Origin of the sequence: Massilia norwichensis (genome assembly GCF_024753245.1) — a bacterium.
Taxonomy (GTDB): domain Bacteria; phylum Pseudomonadota; class Gammaproteobacteria; order Burkholderiales; family Burkholderiaceae_D; genus Telluria; species Telluria norwichensis.
In genome coordinates this window covers 19,125-37,790 of record NZ_JANUGX010000035.1, presented here as the reverse complement: position 1 = coordinate 37,790, position 18,666 = coordinate 19,125, and the positions used below count along the sequence as shown (strand labels likewise).

Genomic DNA, 18,666 nt, shown 5'->3' with positions numbered 1-18,666 from the left:
TAAAACGATTCAACAAAAAAAAAATGGGCAACTGCCCATCTTCTTATATTTCCAACCAGATGAAAGTGTCTGCACCAAACAAAACGCCGGGAAGAACTTTAATTGGTTGCGAATTATAACCCGATACAGGACAGCCCGCAATCGCTACACTGCAAAATGAACAGGTATGCAACAGTTTACACCTTTAGCTGCCAGAGCGATGAAGAAAGCGCTTTTTTCGCGCGTTAACATCGCCCCGGCGACGTGCAATTAACCCCTGCGGCCGCGGCGCGGCATGCCGCTATCGCTGACGCGCGGCCCTTGCGGACGGCGGTTCTGGCTGGTGCCGGCAAAGCCGAAGGTGGTCTGCAGCGGGTCCGGCTGGCGCGGACCTTTGCTGCCGCCGCTGCGGCCCTGGCCATTCGCACCGCCACGAGCGTTCTTGCCGCCCTGACCGTTCTGACCGCCACCGAAGCCGCCCGGGCGTCCGCCCTGGCTGCCGGGACGACCGCTCTGGCCGCCGAAGCCGCCCATGCCACGTCCGCCCTGCTGGGTGCCGACGCGGGTTACCGGCGGACCGAAGGGATCGACATTGCGATTGGCATCGGCGCGATCGATGCGGTTGCCGTTAGGCTCCTGCCCGCGCTCCCTGCCGCCCTGCTTCTGCCCCTGGCCCTTGCCTTGCCCCTGGCCCTGACCGGCGCCGCCCTTCTTCTCGATGCCGAAGGCAGTCATGAAGTTGCGGACGTCGTTTTCTTCCAGCTCTTCCCAGCGGCCGCGCTTCAGGCCGGTCGGCAGGGTCATCGCGCCGTAACGGGTACGGATCAGGCGCGAGACGGTCAGGCCGACCGCCTCGAACATGCGGCGCACCTCGCGGTTGCGGCCTTCGCCGATCACCACGCGGTACCAGCGGTTCACGCCTTCGCCGCCGCCGTCGGCGATCTTGGTGAAGGAGGCCAGGCCGTCTTCCAGCTCGACGCCGGCCAGCAGCTTCTGGCGCATGCCTTCTTCCAGCTCGCCCAGCGTGCGCACGGCGTATTCGCGGTCGATGTTGTAGCGCGGGTGCATCAGGCGGTTCGCCAGGTCACCGGAATTGGTGAACAGCAGCAGGCCTTCGGTATTGAAGTCGAGGCGGCCGACGGCCAGCCACTTGCCGGCTTTCATGGTCGGCAGGCGGTCGAACACCGACGGACGGCCTTCCGGATCGTCCGCGCTGACGATTTCGCCGGCCGGCTTGTGGTACACCAGCACGCGCGGCGGCTTGTTGTTGTTCACGCGGCGCTGCAGCAGCTTGCCGTTGATGCGCACGGCGTCGGTCGGCAGGATGCGCTGGCCGATGTGGGCCGGCTCGCCGTTCACCGACACACGGCCGGCGATGATCAGCTCTTCCATGTCGCGACGCGAACCCAGGCCAGCCTCGGCCAGCACCTTGTGCAGCTTCGGCGCGTCGTCGTCGGCGGTCAGGTCGCGGCGTGCGGTCGACGATTTGGCCTGGCCACGGCCGCCCTCGAAGGCGTCGAAATCGCCCGAGGTGACGAAGGAGAACACGGCGTCGGCATCGTTCGCCTTGCCGCCCTTGGCGTCCTTGCCGCCCTTGGCATTCTTGTTGCGGCCCTGCTGTTGCTTCCCTTGCTGCGGAGCCTGCTGGCCCTGACCCTGGCCCGGTTGACCCGGCTGGGCTTGCTGACCCGGCTGGGCCTGCTGGCCGCGCTGCTGGCCTTTCTTGCCTTTCTTCTGGCCCTGGCGCGCGTCGCGGCGCTGCTCGTTGCGCTGGCCGTTGCGCGGTTCGCCGGCTTGCTCGCCGGCCTGTCCGGCTGCCAGGACGGCGTCGGCCTGGGCCGGCTGCTGGGCGACGGCGGCGTCGACCGTATCGGCGACATCGGCCTGCGGACGCGGCTGGCGTGCTTCACGCACCTGGCGCTGCTCGCGCATCTGGCGCGGACCGCGCGGCTTGCGCTGGGCGCCCTCTTCAGCGCTGCCCTCGGCTTGCGCAGCAGCGGGCGCAGGTGCCGGTGCGGCAGGTGCAACCGGTGCGGCCGGCGCGGCGTCGGCAGCCGGTGCAGCATCGGTCTGCGCAGCGGCATCGGCCTTCTTGGCGCGCGGCTTGCGGGCCGGCTTGGCGGCCTGCTCGGCGGGCGCCGGCGCGGCCTGGGTGTCTGCTTGCGCAGCAGCCTCGCCTTCCGGCTTGGCGGCGGCTTTGCGGGTGCGTTTCGGCTTTGCCTCAGCGGCGGCTTCGGGCTGCGCGCCCTCGGCGGCGGCCGGCGCACGCGTGCGGCGCTTCGGCTTGGCTGCCGTCTCCGGTCCTGCCTCGGCGGCAGGGGTCGTCTCGTTGGTGTCGGTTGGATTCATCATTCGTTTTTACTTATTCGCCGGTTGCGGGCGCAGGTTCGTGTTCATCAAATTGTTGCAGGGCCGCTTCCAGCGCTGCCAGGCTGCGCCCTTCGGTGCCGTCCGCCACCTGCTGGAGAGGCGGCAATTGCGACAGTGAGGCCAGGCCCAAATCGTCGAGAAACTGCCGGGTCGTGCCCAGCAGGGCCGGACGTCCCGGCACTTCGCGGTGGCCGATCACGTCGATCCAGCCCCGGTCTTCCAGCATCTTGATCGTCTGCGAGTTGACGGCCACCCCGCGGATTTCTTCGATGTCGCCGCGCGTGACCGGCTGGCGGTAGGCGATGATCGCCAACGTTTCCAGCGTTGCGCGCGAGTATTTCGGCGGCTTTTCCGGTGCGATCCGGTCGAGGTAAGGCTTCATCTCGGGCCGGCTCTGAAAGCGCCAGCCGGATGCCAGGCTGACGATTTCGATGCCGCGGTCCTGCCAGTCGTGGCGCAATTCTTCGAGCAGGATCTTGATCGTGTCGGCGCCCACGCCCACGCCGATCTGCCTGCCGTTCGCATCGACGTCGGCGAACAGCTTCTTCATGCCGTGGATCGTCAGCGGCTCGCGTGCGCACAGCAAGGCAGTTTCGAGGACCTTCTTGGCCTCATCAGTGTTCATAACGGCAAAGAAAAAAATCAAACACAACCGGCTCAGCGGCCACAATGCGCCGTCACGACGTGTCGTTGCAGCGACACAGGCGCTTACGCCCGGATGAGACAGCACGCGTTGAAACTGGGTTCCGTGGCCCGGCGCAAGAACCGGGCGGAATAGCGTGGGGCTTGAGGCCGGCCACGCGGCAGCCGCCGGAAAGCGGACTGCAAGGTTGACTTTCAGGAGAAACGGCGCTGCTGGCGCAGGAGGGAAACCAGGCTGTGGAGGCAAGGCTCCGGGCGTGCCAGGAAAGCGAACGACTCATTTCTACCGATTGGCGGCCATTGTACCCGATAAAACCCGGAAAGGGACAAGCGGTGTACAGCCGAACGTGCGACAGCCGCCAGCCGGGCGCGGCTCAAGCGCCCAGGCGCGCGGCCAGGATCGCGGAAACACCCAGGAAGGCCGGGTATTCGGCGGTGATCACATAGGTCGGCACCGCCGCCAGATAGCCGGCAAAGCGGCCCTTCTGTTCGAAGCGGCGACGGAAGCAGGAGTGGGCGAAGCGCTCGCCCAGGCGCGGCACGATGCCGCCGCCGATGTACACGCCACCCTGCGCGCCGAGGGTAACGGCCAGGTTGCCGGCCACCGTGCCCAGCATGCCGCAGAAGACGTCGACGACTTCCTCGCACAGCGCGCAGGCGCCGGCCAGGGCGCGGCGCGAAATCTCCGGCGCCTCCAGGGCTGGCTCGGCGGCGCCGCGCAACTGCGCCAGCGCGCGGTAGATCAGCTCGACGCCGGCGCCGGACAGGAAACGCTCGGCCGAGACGTGCTCGAATTCGCGCCAGGCGTATTGCAGGATCGCGACCTCGGTCTCGTTGGCCGGCGCGAAGGTGACGTGGCCGCCCTCGCTGCGCAGCGCAGTCCAGCTTTTGCCGTCCGGCGCCGGGACCAGGCCCGACACACCGAGGCCGGTGCCAGCGCCCAGCAGGCCGATCGGCGCGCCAGCCACCGGCGCACCGCCGCCGACCTGCACCTTGTCGGCCGCGCCCAGCCAGGGCAACGCCATCGCCAGCGCCTCGAAATCGTTCACCACGACAAAGGTATCGAAGCCGCACTCGCGGCGCAGCGCCTCGATCGAGAATTCCCAGTGGTGATTGGTCATGCGCACCATGTCGCCCATCACCGGATTGGCGATCGCGATGGCCGCATGGCGCACCGCGCCGGCCGCGGCAACGGCCGGCATCGCCAGGTAGGCGCGCATCGCCTCGCCCAGGGTCGCGTGGCTGGCGCAGGCCAGCACTTCGATCCGCTCGATGCGCCCCGGCCCCAGTTCCAGCGCGAAGCGCGCGTTGGTGCCGCCGATGTCGGCGAGCAGGCGCGGGCTGGTGTGTCCGGGCGCCGGGCTCAAGGGTGCGGCGGACGGCTGGAGAGTCGGGGAAGCAGGTGCAACGGTCATGATGAAAGCTCGGAAACAGATTCCCCAAGCTTAAGGATTTATTGGCTTGCGCGCAAGCCTTTATTGTAGTTTAGGTACAGAGAACCGATTTGCCGGGGGAATTCGGTGAGAATCCGCGACATTTAGGGAGTAGTCGAGCTACCAAATGTCCGAAATTAGTTCACTTTCGGCTTCAGCTCGACCTCGGCCTGCCCTGTCGCGCAATGTGCGTTCCAGGCGTCGAGGCCGCCGCGCAGCGGACGGGCGCGGTGAAAACCGTTGGCGATGAAGGTTTTCGCGACCTGCGCCGCGGTAACGTCGTTCGGGCAGGTGCAATAGACCACGATGTGGCGTTCGCGGTCGAGACTGGCCATCAGGCGTGCCGGCTCGGCGTCGCCGTAGACCAGCGCGCCGGGGATGCCCGCTTCCAGCTGGCGCGCGGTGACGCCGCGGGCATCGACGATCAGGGGGTCGTGGCCGGCTTCCAGCAAACTCTTGAGTTCGTCGGGCGTGATGCGCGGCAGGTCGGCGGCGCCGAGATTGCGACGCCGCTCTATGTACTTGAGCAACACGAACACGGCCAGCAAGGCCCCGACCACCATCAGCGCGGTGCTGCCGAGGGTCTCGAACCAGGCGATCACGTCGTCGACGCTGCCGTGGAACCAGGCGCCCAGCCCCATGCCGACGCCGCTCCACAGCAGGCCGCCGGCCACCGAGAGCCACAGGAAACGCTGGGTGCTGGTGCCCATCGCCCCGGCCAGCGGCGGCGCGATGGTATTGAAGCCGGGGATGAACTTGGCGACCACCAGCGATTTCGCGCCCCAGCGCGTGAAATTGTCTTCGGTCTGGCTGACGCAGGAATCCGGCGACAGTGAAATCTTGCACAGCAGGCGCAGCACGCGCTTGCCATAGAAGCGGCCGGCGCGGAACCAGAAATAATCGCTGATCAGGCAGGCCACGACGCTGGCCCCTAGGAACAGCGGCCAGTTGGCGCCCTTGTCGACCGCCAGCGCCCCCGCGATGATCAGCAGCGGAAAAGCCGGAATCGGCAGCCCGATCTGTTCGAGCAGCACAATGCCGAACACGATCAGTGCGCCATACACATGGATGAGGTGCGAGAGCTGGGCCATGCCCTCTATATTAACTTACGAATCCTGCTGCGGCTCCGGTCCGCGCGTCTTGCCCGGCGCGCTCAGCCTGACCGGGCGGTGCGTGCGCGCCGACTCGTAGATCGCCTCGATGATGCGCTGGTCCTGCAGGCCCTCCTCGCCCGGCGTGTGGACGTCCTTGTTCTGCTGCACGCACTGGGCGAAGTGATCCAGCTCGGCCGCGAACTGGTTCTTTTCCTCGATCTGCATGTCGGCGGCCTGCTCCTTGCCGTCGACCACGCGCGAGACTTTCAGCTTCAGGCCGTGGTAGGCGTAGGCCGGGTCCATCTCGGCCCAGGCATCGGCGCCGTTCAGGCGGAAGAACTGCGACTTGTGCGCGGCGTAGCTGGTGCTGCAGCTGGCGATGAAGCCGCTGGGGAAGCGCAGGATGAACTGGCAGGATTCCTCGACTTCGCGGAAGCGGGCGTCGCCCGGCGTCGACCAGGTGTTGCCGATCACCTCGACCGGTTCTTCGCCGGACAGAAAACGCGCGGCGTTGATGCAGTACAGGCCGACGTCCGGCAGCGCCCCGCCGCCCGCCAGCGCGCGCTTCAGGCGCCAGTGCTGGGGGTCGCCCATGTTCTGCGAATTCACTGAGCTGAATTCCTTCAGCGCGCCCAGCTTCTTGTCCTTGACCATCCTGACCAGCGCGCGGTCCATCGGCTCGTACTGGCTGCGGTAGGCGATCATCAGCTTCTTGCCGGCTTTCTTGCAGGCGTCGATCATCTGCTGGCACTCGGCCACCGTGTTGGCCATCGGCTTTTCGCACAGCACATGCTTGCCGGCGCGCGCGGCGCGCACCGTGTACTCGGCGTGCATGCTGTTCGGCAGCGCGATATAGACGCCCTGCACTTCCGGCATCTGCGCCAGCCGGTCGTACTCCTTATAGTCGAGGATGGCGGTGTCAAGGATGTTGTACTGGCGCGCGATCTTGAGCGCCTTGGCGCGATCGCCGCTGACCAGGGCGACCGGCTTCGCATGCTTGCTTTCGGCAAAGGCCGGCAGCATCTCCTCGACCGCGATACGCCCCAGGCCGACGATGGCGACGCCGACCCGCTCGCTCATCGGATCGGCCGGCGGCTCGCCCTTTTCCGGCTTCTCGGACTTGGCGTAGATCGGCGGGAACGACACCTTGTCCTTCTCGGCGGCAGCAGCCTGCATCGCGGGGGCGGACAAGGCGGCAAGGGTGCCCATGTAGCGCAGGAAGTCCCGGCGCTGAGGCTGGTTCTGTTTCATGGATCGCGCTCTCTGAAATGACGAAATTGAGCGCATGATCACACGCGATGTTGAACACCAGCGCCAGTTTGACTTTAAGCAAACCGGGGTCAGACACCAAATTTTGGCAATTGCCCAAAATCGGTGTCTGACCCCGGTTTTATTTATATCAAGCTCAGGCGCCGCGCGGGATGGCGGCCAGCAGGGTTTGGGTGTAGGGGTGCTGGGGGTTGCGGTAGAGCTCGTCCGAGTCGGCCATTTCGACCACGCTGCCGTGGTGCATGACCATCACGCGGTCCGAGATGTACTTCACCACCGACAGGTCGTGCGAGATGAAGATGTAGCTCATCCTGTACTCGTCCTGCAGGTCCTGCAGCAGGTTCAGCACTTGGGCCTGGACCGAGACGTCCAGCGCCGACACCGATTCGTCGCACACCAGGATCTCCGGCTTCATCGTCAGGCAGCGCGCGATCGCGATGCGCTGGCGCTGGCCGCCGGAGAATTCGTGCGGATAGCGGTGGAAGGCCTGCGCCGGCAGTCCCACGCGCTTCAGCAGATAGTGCGCATGCTCGACCCGTTCGGCGTCGTTGGCGCCGATGCGGTGGATGCGCATCGGCTCCAGCAGGATCTGCCCGACCGTGAAGCGCGGGTTCAGCGAGGCATACGGATTCTGGAAGATGATCTGGATGCGCCGTTTATACGCCTGGTACTCGCGGTCGCTCATCGCCAGCAGGTCGCGGCCCTCGAACAGGGCGCGGCCGCCGGTGGCGCGGTGCAGGCGCAGCAGCGTCAGGCCGACCGTGGTCTTGCCGGAGCCGGATTCGCCGACCACACCCAGGGTCTTCCCGCGCGGCAGCGTAAAGGACACGTCCTTCACGGCCTTGAACTCGCGCTTGCCGAACAGGCCTTCGCGCAAATAAAAACTCTTTTGCAGCCCCTCGACCACCAGCACATTGTCGTCATCGAGAGCATACCCGCGCGCCCGCTGCGGCAAGGCGGCATCGAAGGCCAGGCGCCCGCTCAGCACATCGTCGATGACGGGCAGGCGCACCGGCCGCTCGTCCAGCTTCGGCCGGCAATGCAGCAGCGCCCGCGTGTAGGCATCGGCGGGCGCGTTCAACACCTGGGATGCGGCCCCCTCCTCGCGCACCTCGCCATGGCGCATCACGATCACGCGGTCGGCAATCTCGCCTACCAGCCCCAGGTCGTGGGTAATGAAGAGCACCGACATCCGGTGCTTCTTCTGCAGGCGCGCGATCAGCTCCATGATCTGCTTCTGGATCGTCACGTCCAGCGCGGTGGTCGGCTCGTCGGCGATCAGGAGGCGCGGCTCGCAGGCGATCGCCATCGCGATCATCACGCGCTGCTGCTGGCCGCCCGACATCTGGCTCGGGTAGGCATCGATCTTGTTGGCCGGGTCGGGGATGCCGACTTCCTCCAGCAGCGCCAGCGTGCGGGCGCGCGCCTCCCGCTTGTTCATGCCCAGGTGCAGGCGCAGCACCTCGCCGATCTGGAAGCCGACCGTGAACACCGGGTTCAGCGAAGACATCGGCTCCTGGAAGATCATCGCGATGTCCTTCCCGCACAGCTTGCGCCGCGCGTCGACCGATTGCCCGAGCAGCTCGCGGCCGTCGAAGCGGATCGAGGAACCCTCGTGGATGACGGTCGTCTCCCGCGGCAGCAGGCCCATCACGGCCAGCGAGCTGACCGACTTGCCGCTGCCGGATTCGCCGACCAGGGCCACGGTGGCGTTCTGCGGCAGGCTGAAGGAGATGCCCTTCACCGCTTCGAAGGTGTTCTTCTTATCGATGCGGAAGGAGACGCGCAGGTCACGTACCTCCAGCAATGGCTGATCAACGGTCATAGAGAACTCACTTCAATTTCGGATCGAGCGCATCGCGCAGCGCATCGGCAAACAGGGAGAACGCCGTCACCAGCATCGCCATCGCGCTCGCGGCGGCGGCCAGCTGCCACCACTTGCCGAGGATGAGCTCATTCTGCGCCTCGTTCAGCATGCTGCCCCAGGACACGGTCCCCACCGGCACGCCAAAACCCAGGAAGGACAGGATGACCTCGGCCTTGATGAAGCCGACCACCAGGATCGACATCTGCACCAGCGCCACGTGCGAGACATTCGGCAGGATATGCGAGAACATGCGCCGCCAGCCCGACGCGCCGATGGCGTCGGCCGCCATCACGTACTCGCGCGCCTTGTGCTTGATGTACTCGGCGCGGATCAGGCGATAGGGGCCGGTCCAGCCGGTCAGGCCGAGGATCAGCACGATGGTCAGCACGCCGCGGGTCTGCAGCACCGCCGCCACCGTCAGGATCATCAGGATCGAGGGAATCGAGGTGAAGATGCTGTAGAACCAGTTGAACAGATCGTCGACCTTGCCGCCATAGAAGCCGGAGATGGCGCCGAACAGGGTGCCCAGCGCCACCGCCACCAGCGCCGCCACCAGGCCGACCACGATCGAGGTCTGGCCGCCCTTGATGGTCTTCTTGAGGATGTCGTGGCCCCACTTATCGGCGCCGAAGGGCAAGGTGGCCGCTTTCACCGCCTGCGCGGCATGGCCTTTCTGCGCCAGTTCCGCCTTCAGCGCGGACAGATCGGCCGCCAGCGGATCGAAGGCGTTCGGCGGCACCGGCGCGGGCGGACGCGCCAGCGCGGCGAGCGCTGGATCCGGACCGACGAAGGAAGGCGGCGCATAGTTCACCGCCACCTCGTCTTCCCAGTCGGCGGCCACCAGGCCGGTGCTCGACAACAGCACCGACAGCAGGAACAGCAGCACCACCGCCAGCGCACCCATGGCGATGCGGTCGGCGCGCAGGCGGCGCCAGGCGAGCGCCCACAGGCCGGGCGAAGCGTTTTCGATCATTTGATTCATTTCAGTTGCTCACTTGAGCTGTTGTGTCAGCTGCTTATTTGAGTTGCACTCGTGGGTCCACCGCCTGGTACATCAGGTCGGCCAGCAGGTTGAACACCATGGTGGCGGCGGCCACATACACCGTGATCGCCTTGATCACCGGGAAGTCGCTGCGCTCGACCGCCAGGATCACCTCGCGCCCGATGCCGGGGATGCCGAAGAAGCGCTCGAGCAGGAAGGCGCCGATCAGCAGCGCCGGCAGATTCGCCATGACGTAAGTGATGATGGGGATGGCGGCATTCCTCAGCACGTGCACCCAGACGATGCGGCGTTCCGACAGGCCCTTGGCGCGCGCGGTGCGCACATAGTCCTGCCCTGCCTCGTCCAGCACGAAGCTGCGGAACAGACGCAGGGTCGGCGCCACCGACACGGCGAGGCCGATCAGGATCGGCAGCGTGGCATAGCGCAGCAGGTTTTCCAGGAAATGGTCGCCCCAGCCCTGCACCGGAAACAGGCCGAGCTTATAGGCCAGGCCGTACTGGAACACGATGATGTAGACCAGGATCGAGATCGACATGCCGACCGTGCAGGCGACCATCACCAGGCGGTCGGTGAGCGAGCCGCGCACAAAAGCGATGGCCAGCGCCAGCGCGATCCCGATCAGCGTTTCCAGCACCGTCAGCGGCACCAGCACCGTCAGCGAAGGACCGAGCCGGGTCGCCAGGATGTGCGAGACCGGTTCGCCGGTGCTCCAGGCATTGCCGAAGTCGAAAGTCAGGATTTGTTTGACGAAGATACCGAGCTGCACGTACCAGGGCTGGTCCAGCCCGAGCTGGGCGCGGATGCCGGCGATCGCCTGCGCATCCGCCATCTTCCCGGCCAGCAGGTAGGACGGATCGCCGCCCACCCAGTTGAACAGCACGAAGACCAGCACCACCACGCCGGCCATGGTCGGCAGCATCTGCCACAGGCGCCGGAGGATATAAGCGAACATCGATGATTCCGGATGAAAAGCAAAACTATAGACCAGATTGCAGGTGTTGCAGATAAAAAAAAAGCTGTGTCTAGCACAGCTTGCAGCGTGCAGTGTTGTATGGACACAATATTACAAAGACGTTACGAACGAATCATATTGACACTGTACGGACAGCAATGATTTGATGAGATGCTAAGTAGAAAAATACTAAATTTTTACTTAACAACAATTGGTCAAATGTGATGTTAGCGATGTGTGGGACGTATATACCAAATATCGTGAAAAAAGCATATGCATGTGCAGGCCGAAATTTAGAGATCCTTTCTTGGAGTCGTAATGTTGAAAAGAAAAGCTGTAGCCCAAGCAGTTTCCTTCGCCCTGGCCACCGTGGCCTTCGGCAGCGTTGCAATGGCCCAGGACACCACGTCCGGCACCATCCAGCGTGTCGAAGTCACCGGCTCGAGCATCAAGCGCGCCACCGCCGAAACCGCCTCGCCGGTACAAGTGGTCACCCGTGAAGACCTGGCCAAGTCCGGCAAGACCACCGTCGCCGAATACCTGCAGACCCTGACCGCCGACGGCGCCGGCTCGCTGCCGACCGGCTTCGGCAACGGCTTCGCGGCCGGTTCGACCGCGATCTCGCTGCGCGGTCTGGGCGCGACCTCGACCCTGGTGCTGCTGAACGGCCGCCGCATGGCGCCGTTCGCGCGTGCCGACGACGGCCAGAAGAGCTTCACCGACCTGTCGACCGTGCCGATGGAAGCGGTGGAGCGCATCGAGATCCTGAAGGATGGCGCTTCCTCGACCTACGGCGCGGACGCGATCGCCGGCGTGGTGAACATCATCCTGCGCAAGGACTTCACCGGCGTGACCGCCAAGCTGGAAGCCGGCGAATCGAAATACGGCGATGCCGAGATGGGCAAAGGTACCCTGACCTGGGGCAAGGGCAATCTCGACACCGACGGCTTCAACGTCATGACCAACATCGAGGTCTATGGCAACCACGAGCTGATGAACAAGGACCGCGCCGACCGTAAATGGATCGGCCAGGGCGACATCCGTCCGTGGGGCTATGCCGCGAACAGCCAGTTCGCCGCCGGCTACATCACCCCGGGCGCCTCCAGCCCGACCCCGGTCGGCGCCCTGCGCGATCCGAAGACCAACAACTACGTCCCGCTGCCGGGCTGCTCGCAGTTCTCGCCGGTCGTGAACCAGGACCCGGCAGGCGGCTGCCTGTGGTACCAGGACCAGTTCCGTTCGATGCAGCCGCAGATCGGCGGCCACAACCTGTACGGCCGCTTCACCAAGAACCTCGACAACGACCTGCAGCTGTACGCGGAAGCCGGCTACTCGCGCCGCGACACCTCGTTCACCCTGACCCCGCCATCGACCAGCTCGACCGTCGCCTTCCCGCCGAACGCCGCCAACCCGACCGGCGTGATCAGCTACGGCAACACGATCCTGATGTCGCCGAATCACCCGCAGAACCCGTATGGCGCCGCCGTGCGCCTGCGCTACTCGATGTTCGACGTCGGCCCGAGCACCCGCTCGGCCGACAACGCCTTCACCCGCTTCGTGGTCGGTATCAAGGGCCAGCGCTACGGCTGGGACTTCGACACCGCCTACACGCACTCGAAGTCCGAGCTGGACCTCAACTACAGCAACATGATCAACATGCGGGTGCTGCAGGCGGCCCTGGGCAACCCGGCCAGCCAGTACTTCCCGTACTACATCGGCACCCAGGCCAGCAAGAACCCGGCCTCGCTGTACGCCGCGATGGTGACCAACGCCACCTCGCACTCGACCACCCAGCTCGACATCGTCGACTTCAAGGCCTCGCGCGAGCTGATGCAGCTGCCGGGCGGCGCCCTGGGCCTGGCATTCGGCGCCGAACACCGCCGCGAGAAGCTGGACAACCCGTCGCTGTCGGGCACGCTCGACGGCTCGATCAACTCGTCCTACGTTGCCGCCAAGGGTGACCAGAACATCTCGGCAGTCTTCCTGGAAGTCGCCGCGCCGATCATCCAGACCGTCGAACTGACCGGCGCGGTCCGCTACGACAAGTACAAGAACTTCTCGTCGACCACCCCGAAAGTGGGCGTGAAGTGGACCCCGCTGAAGACCTTCGCCCTGCGCGGCACCTACTCGGAAGGCTTCCGCGCGCCGGGTCCGGCCGAGTCGGGCGTCGAGTCGCAGAGCACCGGCAGCTCCTCGGTGCGCGATCCGGTCCGCTGCCCGAGCGGCGTCCCGGCCGCCGGCGGCGCCACCTCGGTCGACTGCGCGATCTCGATCGGTGCGGTCAAGGTCGGCAACCCGAACCTGCAGCCGGAAACCTCGAAGGGCTACACCCTGGGCCTGGTCTGGGATCCGCTGGTCAACACCAGCCTGTCGCTGGACGGCTTCAAGATCCGCCGTGAAAACGAGATCAACCCGCTGTCCTACGTCGAGGCGGCTGCCCTGCCGACCGCGATCCGCAACGACAACAACCTGGTCGTGAACGGCGTCGTGATCCCGAACACCGGCACCCTGCTGCTGTCGAACGCGCCTTACCAGAACTCGAGCTTCACCGAGATCAAGGGCGTGGACCTGGACATCAAGCAGCGCGTGCGCCTGGGCGACTACGGCCGCGGCGTGTTCGGCCTGACCTGGACCCACATCGCATCGTGGGTGCGCGCCGAGAAGACCGGCACGCGCTACCAGTACGCCGGCACCCACGGCAACTGCGACACCTCGAACTGCGCCGGTACGCCGAAGGACAAGATCAGCGCCACCGCATCGTGGGACTACAGCCAGCAGTTGAACGTGACCGCGACGGCCAACTACCGCGCCGACATGCAGAACGTGTACTTCGCCGGCGACAAGTGCGCGAATGCCTTCGCGAACGGTTCGGACGCCCCGGGCAACTGCCGCCTGGCTTCGTTCACCACCGTGGACCTGTCGGCACGCTACAACGTCAGCCGCAACCTGCAGATCTACGGCTCGATCCAGAACCTGTTCGACAAGATCGCACCGCTGGATCCGCTGACCTACGGCGGCATGAGCTACAACCCGATGGACGCCAGCGGCGCCATCGGCCGCTACTTCAAGGTCGGCCTGCGCTACTCGATGTAATCGACGACGTCGCCCCCGCTTCAACACCGTCACCCCCGCGGAGGCGGGGGTCCAAGTGTTTCAAGCACAACGGCGAACTTCGGTTCGCCGTTTTTCATTCAAGTTTCGGCAGCAGCGCGGCCAGCACCCCCAGCAGCGGCAGGAAGGAAGCGGCCCTGAGCACCTGGGCGATGCCGACCAGGTCGGCGAAATGCCCCATCGCGGCGGCGCCGATACCGCTGATGCCGAACATCAGCCCGAAGAAGATCCCGGCGATCATGCCGACCTTGCCGGGCACCAGTTCCTGCGCAAACACCACGATCGCCGAAAACGCGGACGACATGATCAGGCCGATCGCGACCGACAGCACGCCGGTCCAGAACAGGTCCATATACGGCAGCGCGACCGTGAACGGTGCGGCGCCCAGGATCGACACCCAGATTACACGCCGGCGACCGATGCGGTCGCCGATCGGGCCGCCGGCAAAGGTGCCGATCGCGACCGCGGCCAGGAACAGGAAGAGATACAACTGCGCGGTATCGACGGGCACATGGAAGCGCTCGATCAGGTAGAAGGTGTAATAGCTCTGCAGGCTGGCCATGTAGATGTACTTCGAGAACACCAGGATGGCCAGCACCACCAGCGCGCGGATGACGCGGGCGCGCGGCAGTACCGCAGCCGCATTGGCCGCCGCCGTGCCCGACACGTGGCGGAGCTGCTGGCCGTACCAGCGGCTGATGCCGACCAGCAGCGCCACCGCCAGCAGCACCAGCAGCGCGCACCACGCGATGCCGCCCTGGCTGCGGCCGACCAGGATCGCGGCCGCCAGCAAAGGACCGAGCGCCGACCCGGCGTTGCCGCCGACCTGGAACAGCGACTGCGCAAAGCCGAAGCGCCCGCCCGAGGCCAGCCGCGCCACGCGCGAGGCTTCCGGATGAAAGGTCGAGGAACCGACACCGATCATGCCGGCCGCAAGCAGCAGCAGGCCGTAACTGTCCGCCACCGACAGCAGGCCCACGCCGGCCAGCGTCACGCACATCCCTGCCGGCAGCAGGAAGGCGAGCGGACGGCGGTCGGTGTACAAACCGATCCACGGCTGCAGCAGCGACGCCGTGCATTGAAACGTCAGGGTGATCAGCCCGACCTGCGTGAAGCTCAGTGCGAACGACTCTTTCAGCAGCGGATACACCGAAGGCAGCACCGCCTGCACGCAATCGTTCAGCAGGTGCACGAAGGCGATGGAGAACAAAATATTGATCGCTGCGGGGCTTGCCGGTGTCTTGCTCATGGTCTTGCCGATGGTCGTGCTCATGCTCAGTCCTCGATGGTTTCGGGTGTGCCGGCGTCCCGGCGGATGACATCCTCGATGCCCGCGTCGGGCGCGACGTTCGCGGCCTGCAGGGTTTGCGCGGCGATGCCGACGAAAGCCGGTGCGGCCACCTGCCCGCCGTAGTGGAAACGGCCGGACGGCTCGTCGATCATCACCGCCACGATGAAGCGCGGCGCCGACATGGGGACGATGCCGACGAAGGAAGCGATGTACTTGCGCGGGAAGCTGTACTTGCCGTTTTCGGCCTTGTAGGCGGTGCCGGTCTTGCCGCCGACCCGGTAGCCGGGCACCGCGCCCGGCCTGGCGGTGCCGTTGACGACCACGTTCTCGAGCATGCGCAGCATCGCGCGCGCGGTCGCGGGCGCGATGACCTGCGCGCCGGCCGGCCGCTCGGGGTGCTTCTCCAGCGTCAGCGGAATGACCCTGCCCTCGTTGGTGAAGATCGTGTAGGCACGGGCCAGCTGGAGCAGCGACACGGCGATGCCGTTCCCATAGCTCATGGTCGCCTGCTCGATCGGGCGCCAGGACTTGTAGGGCCGGACCCGCCCCGCCCCCGCGCCGGGAAAGCCGAGCTGGGGCGGCTGCCCGAAGCCGAGCCGGGTGAACATCTCCCACATGTCGTAGGGCTGCATGCCGAGCGCCAGCTTGGCGGTCCCGATGTTCGACGAATACCGCAGCACGTCGCTCACGCTGATCAGGCCGTGCGCGCTGGTGTCCGAGATCGGCGCGCCATTGATCACGAAGCGCCCGCTGCCGGTATCGATCATCGACTCCGGCGTCACCCTGCCGCGGTCGATCGCCAGCGCCACCGTGAAGGTCTTCAGCACCGAGCCCGGTTCGTGGATATCGGTGATCGCCTTGTTGCGCAGCGCGCCGCCCTTGCGCTCGGGCGGCTGGTTCGGGTCGTAGCTCGGATAGTTCGCGAGCGCCAGGATTTCTCCGGTATGCGCATCGACCACGATCGCGCTGCCGGCCTTGGCCTGGAATTTTTCGACGGCTTCCTTCAACTGCTTGAACGCGACGTACTGGATCTTGTTACTGATCGACAGCACCGAATCCTGTCCCGCGATCGGCTCGGCGCTGCCGCCGGCATCCTCGACGATATTCCCGAGCCGGTCCTTGATCACGCGGCGATAGCCGGGGCTGGCGAGCAGGCGCGCCTGGTGGGCCAGCTCGAAGCCTTCCAGTCCCTTGTCGTCGCGTCCGACAAAGCCGACGACGTGGCTGGTGACGGCGCCTTGCGGATAGACGCGCCGGAATTCCCGCGTCATGCCGATGCCGCGAATCTGCATGGCCGCCAGCGCCCGTCCGACGCCGGGATCGACCTGCCGCTTCAGATAGACGAAGTTCTTGCCGGTGGCGAGGCGCGCGGCGATGTCCGCCGCATCCATCTCCAGCAGGCGCGCCAGCGCATCCAGGGTGGCCGGCGCCGCGCCGCGCAGGTCTTCCGGAATCGCCCAGACCGCGACGGCCGGCACCGAGGCGGCGAGCATCACGCCGTCGCGGTCGAGGATCCGGCCGCGCGTTCCCGGCAGCTCCAGGGTGCGCGCATAGCGGTAAGCGCCCTGCTTCTGCAGGAATTCACCGGTGAACAGCTGCAGCCAGGCGGCGCGCCCGGCCAGCGCCAGGAAAGCGCACAGCAGCACGCACTGCACCAGGCTGGAACGCCAGCGCGGCAGGCTCTCGGCCAGCAGCGGATTGGCGGAGAAAGGCCGGCCCTGCCGTCCGGCGACGCGGCTGCGCTGGGTCGTCTTCCTAAGCATGGGCATCCTTCGCCGCCCAGTGCCGCCCGAGCAGGTAATAGTCGAGCGCCTTGCGCACGATCGGACCCGCAATCGCAGAACCCCAGCCCGCGTTCTCGACCACCACCGCGATCGCGATCTTCGGCTTGTCGGCCGGGGCAAAAGCGGTGAACAAGGCGTTGTCGCGCAGGCGTTCCGGCGTCATGTGATGGTTGTACCTGGCGCCCTTCAGGCCGACCACCTGGGCGGTGCCGCTTTTGCCGCCCACCAGGTAAGCGGCATCGCGAAAGACCCGGTAGCCGGTACCGCTGCGGTCGGTGGTGACGCCGACCATGGCGCGCTTGATGATGTCGATGTTTTCCTGCTTGAGCGGAATGCGGCCGGATGCCTTCGGCACCGTCAGCGTGCGCCGGTGGCTTGCCCCGTCTTCGAGGATCTTGACCAGGTGCGGCTTCATGATCACGCCGTTGTTCGCCAGCGTCGCGACCGCGTGCGCCAGTTGCAGCATGGTGTAGCTGTTGAAGCCCTGGCCGATGCTGACCGAGATGGTATCGCCGCCGACCCAGCGCCCGGCCGCGCCCTTGAAGCGCGCCCTCTTCCAGGCCTGCGAAGGCAGCACGCCCGACTTCTCGTGCTCGAGGTCGATGCCGGTCGGCGCGCCGAAGCCGAACTGCTGCATGAAGCCGCTGATGGCGTCGATGCCCATGTCGTTGCCGAGCTGGTAGTAGTAGGTATCGCAGGACATCATGATCGAACGGGCCATGTCGACGTAGCCGTGGCCGCCGGGTTTGTCGTCGTTGAAGCGGTGCCCGCCCAGCATGTAGAAGCCGGCGTCGTTGATGCCCTGCTCCGGCCTGCGCTTGCCCAGTTCGAGGGCGGCCAGCGCCATGAAGGGCTTGAAGGTCGAGCCGGGCGGATAGGTGCCCGACAGCGGGCGGTTCATCAGCGGACGGTCGAGCGAGGTATTCAGCTCGTTCCAGCTCTGCGCGTCGATACCGTCGACGAACAGGTTGGGGTCGAAGCCCGGCCGCGACACGTAAGCCAGCACGTCGCCGGTTTCCGGCTCGATCGCGACCAGCGCGCCGCGGAAGTCGCCGAAGGCGGCTTCGATCACCTTCTGCAGCTCGATGTCGATCGACAGCACCAGGTTCGTGCCCGGCTTCGGGTCCGTACGCGACAGCGTGCGGATCGCGCGGCCGCCGGCCGAGCGTTCGACTTCCTCGTAACCGGTCACGCCATGCAGCTGCTTCTCGTAGCTCTTCTCCAGGCCTTCCTTGCCGATATGGTCGGTGCCGTTGTAGTTGGCCGCGTCCTCGCCTTCTTCGATCGCCTTGGCTTCTTTCTGGTTGATGCGGCCGATGTAGCCCAGCACGTGCGAAGCGATCTCGCCCAGCGGGTACTGGCGGAACAGGCGCGCCTGCACCTCGACGCCCGGGAAACGGAAGCGCTGCGCGGTGAAGCGCGCGACTTCGTCGTCGGTCAGGCGGGTGCGGATCGGCACGCTGGCGAAGTTCTTCGACTCTTCCAGCAGACGCTTGAAGCGCTTGCGGTCCTTGGCTTCGATGGTGACCAGCTTGGACAGCTCGTCGATCACCGAATCCATGTTCGCTTCCAGCTTCGAGGGCGTGATCTCGAGCGTGTAGGCCGAGTAGTTGCTGGCCAGGACCACGCCATTGCGGTCGAGGATCAGGCCTCGGTTCGGGACGATCGGCACCAGTGCGATGCGGTTGTCCTCGGCCTGGGCCACGTACTTGTCGTGCCTGAGCACCTGCAGCCAGACCAGGCGGGCCGCCAGCAGACTGAAGCCGGCGAACACCAGCGCGAACAGCATCAGCAGGCGTTGTTTGAATCGCCGCAGTTCTGCCAGCGCGTCCCTTATTTCCGTCATCCTGCCCTTGCACCACCCGTTGTGA

11 protein-coding genes and 1 pseudogene are annotated in these 18,666 nt (G+C 65.9%); 1 reads left to right on the top strand and 11 read right to left on the bottom strand.

Annotation, left to right across the window (positions count from 1 at the left end; genetic code table 11):
• Window positions 1-249: 249 nt before the first annotated feature.
• The 8 genes and pseudogenes from rluB to NX782_RS22810 all read right to left on the bottom strand — a co-directional run bounded on the left by rluB (window position 250) and on the right by NX782_RS22810 (window position 10,609).
• The gene (gene rluB / locus NX782_RS22845; RefSeq protein WP_258847823.1) at window positions 250-2,328 is read right to left on the bottom strand and encodes a 23S rRNA pseudouridine(2605) synthase RluB; all 2,079 of its coding nucleotides are present in this window, start codon (window positions 2,326-2,328) and stop codon (window positions 250-252) included.
• 22 nt (window positions 2,329-2,350) lie between these two features.
• A pseudogene (scpB, locus tag NX782_RS22840) lies at window positions 2,351-2,974 on the bottom strand (SMC-Scp complex subunit ScpB); the annotation flags it as partial.
• Window positions 2,975-3,365: 391 nt separating this feature from the next.
• Window positions 3,366-4,406 (bottom strand): glucokinase, encoded by a 1,041-nt coding sequence (locus tag NX782_RS22835; protein ID WP_258847789.1) that lies wholly within the window; start codon window positions 4,404-4,406, stop codon window positions 3,366-3,368.
• Window positions 4,407-4,561: 155 nt separating this feature from the next.
• Window positions 4,562-5,515, bottom strand: a complete 954-nt coding sequence (locus tag NX782_RS22830) for a DedA family protein/thiosulfate sulfurtransferase GlpE (protein WP_258847788.1) — start codon at window positions 5,513-5,515, stop codon at window positions 4,562-4,564.
• 15 nt (window positions 5,516-5,530) lie between these two features.
• Window positions 5,531-6,769 (bottom strand): Gfo/Idh/MocA family protein, encoded by a 1,239-nt coding sequence (locus NX782_RS22825; RefSeq protein WP_258847787.1) that lies wholly within the window; start codon window positions 6,767-6,769, stop codon window positions 5,531-5,533.
• 154 nt (window positions 6,770-6,923) lie between these two features.
• The gene (locus NX782_RS22820) at window positions 6,924-8,612 is read right to left on the bottom strand and encodes an ABC transporter ATP-binding protein (RefSeq protein WP_258847786.1); all 1,689 of its coding nucleotides are present in this window, start codon (window positions 8,610-8,612) and stop codon (window positions 6,924-6,926) included.
• A 7-nt stretch (window positions 8,613-8,619) separates the two neighbouring features.
• Window positions 8,620-9,636, bottom strand: coding sequence for an ABC transporter permease (locus NX782_RS22815; protein ID WP_370661829.1), 1,017 nt, complete (start codon window positions 9,634-9,636; stop codon window positions 8,620-8,622).
• 34 nt (window positions 9,637-9,670) lie between these two features.
• Complete coding sequence (locus NX782_RS22810; RefSeq protein WP_258847785.1) at window positions 9,671-10,609, bottom strand: ABC transporter permease; 939 nt, start codon at window positions 10,607-10,609, stop codon at window positions 9,671-9,673.
• A 318-nt stretch (window positions 10,610-10,927) separates the two neighbouring features.
• Between NX782_RS22810 and NX782_RS22805 the strand changes: the two genes are divergently transcribed.
• Complete coding sequence (locus NX782_RS22805; protein WP_258847784.1) at window positions 10,928-13,702, top strand: TonB-dependent receptor; 2,775 nt, start codon at window positions 10,928-10,930, stop codon at window positions 13,700-13,702.
• A 94-nt stretch (window positions 13,703-13,796) separates the two neighbouring features.
• Here NX782_RS22805 and NX782_RS22800 read toward each other — a convergent pair whose 3' ends face one another.
• Genes NX782_RS22800 through mrdA form a run of 3 tightly spaced genes read right to left on the bottom strand, consistent with a single transcriptional unit; the run spans window position 13,797 to window position 18,641 of the window.
• Window positions 13,797-14,993 carry an MFS transporter gene (locus NX782_RS22800; RefSeq protein ID WP_370661828.1) on the bottom strand — a complete coding sequence of 399 codons (1,197 nt, stop codon included), beginning with the start codon at window positions 14,991-14,993 and terminating at the stop codon, window positions 13,797-13,799.
• 2 nt (window positions 14,994-14,995) lie between these two features.
• On the bottom strand, window positions 14,996-16,774 hold the full coding sequence (locus NX782_RS22795; RefSeq protein WP_258847783.1) for a peptidoglycan D,D-transpeptidase FtsI family protein: 1,779 nt from the start codon (window positions 16,772-16,774) through the stop codon (window positions 14,996-14,998).
• Entirely contained in the window at window positions 16,767-18,641 is a 1,875-nt protein-coding gene (gene mrdA / locus NX782_RS22790) for a penicillin-binding protein 2 (protein ID WP_258847782.1), read from the bottom strand. Before mrdA ends, NX782_RS22795 begins: the two co-directional genes overlap by 8 nt.
• Between the last annotated feature and the right edge of the window lie 25 nt (window positions 18,642-18,666).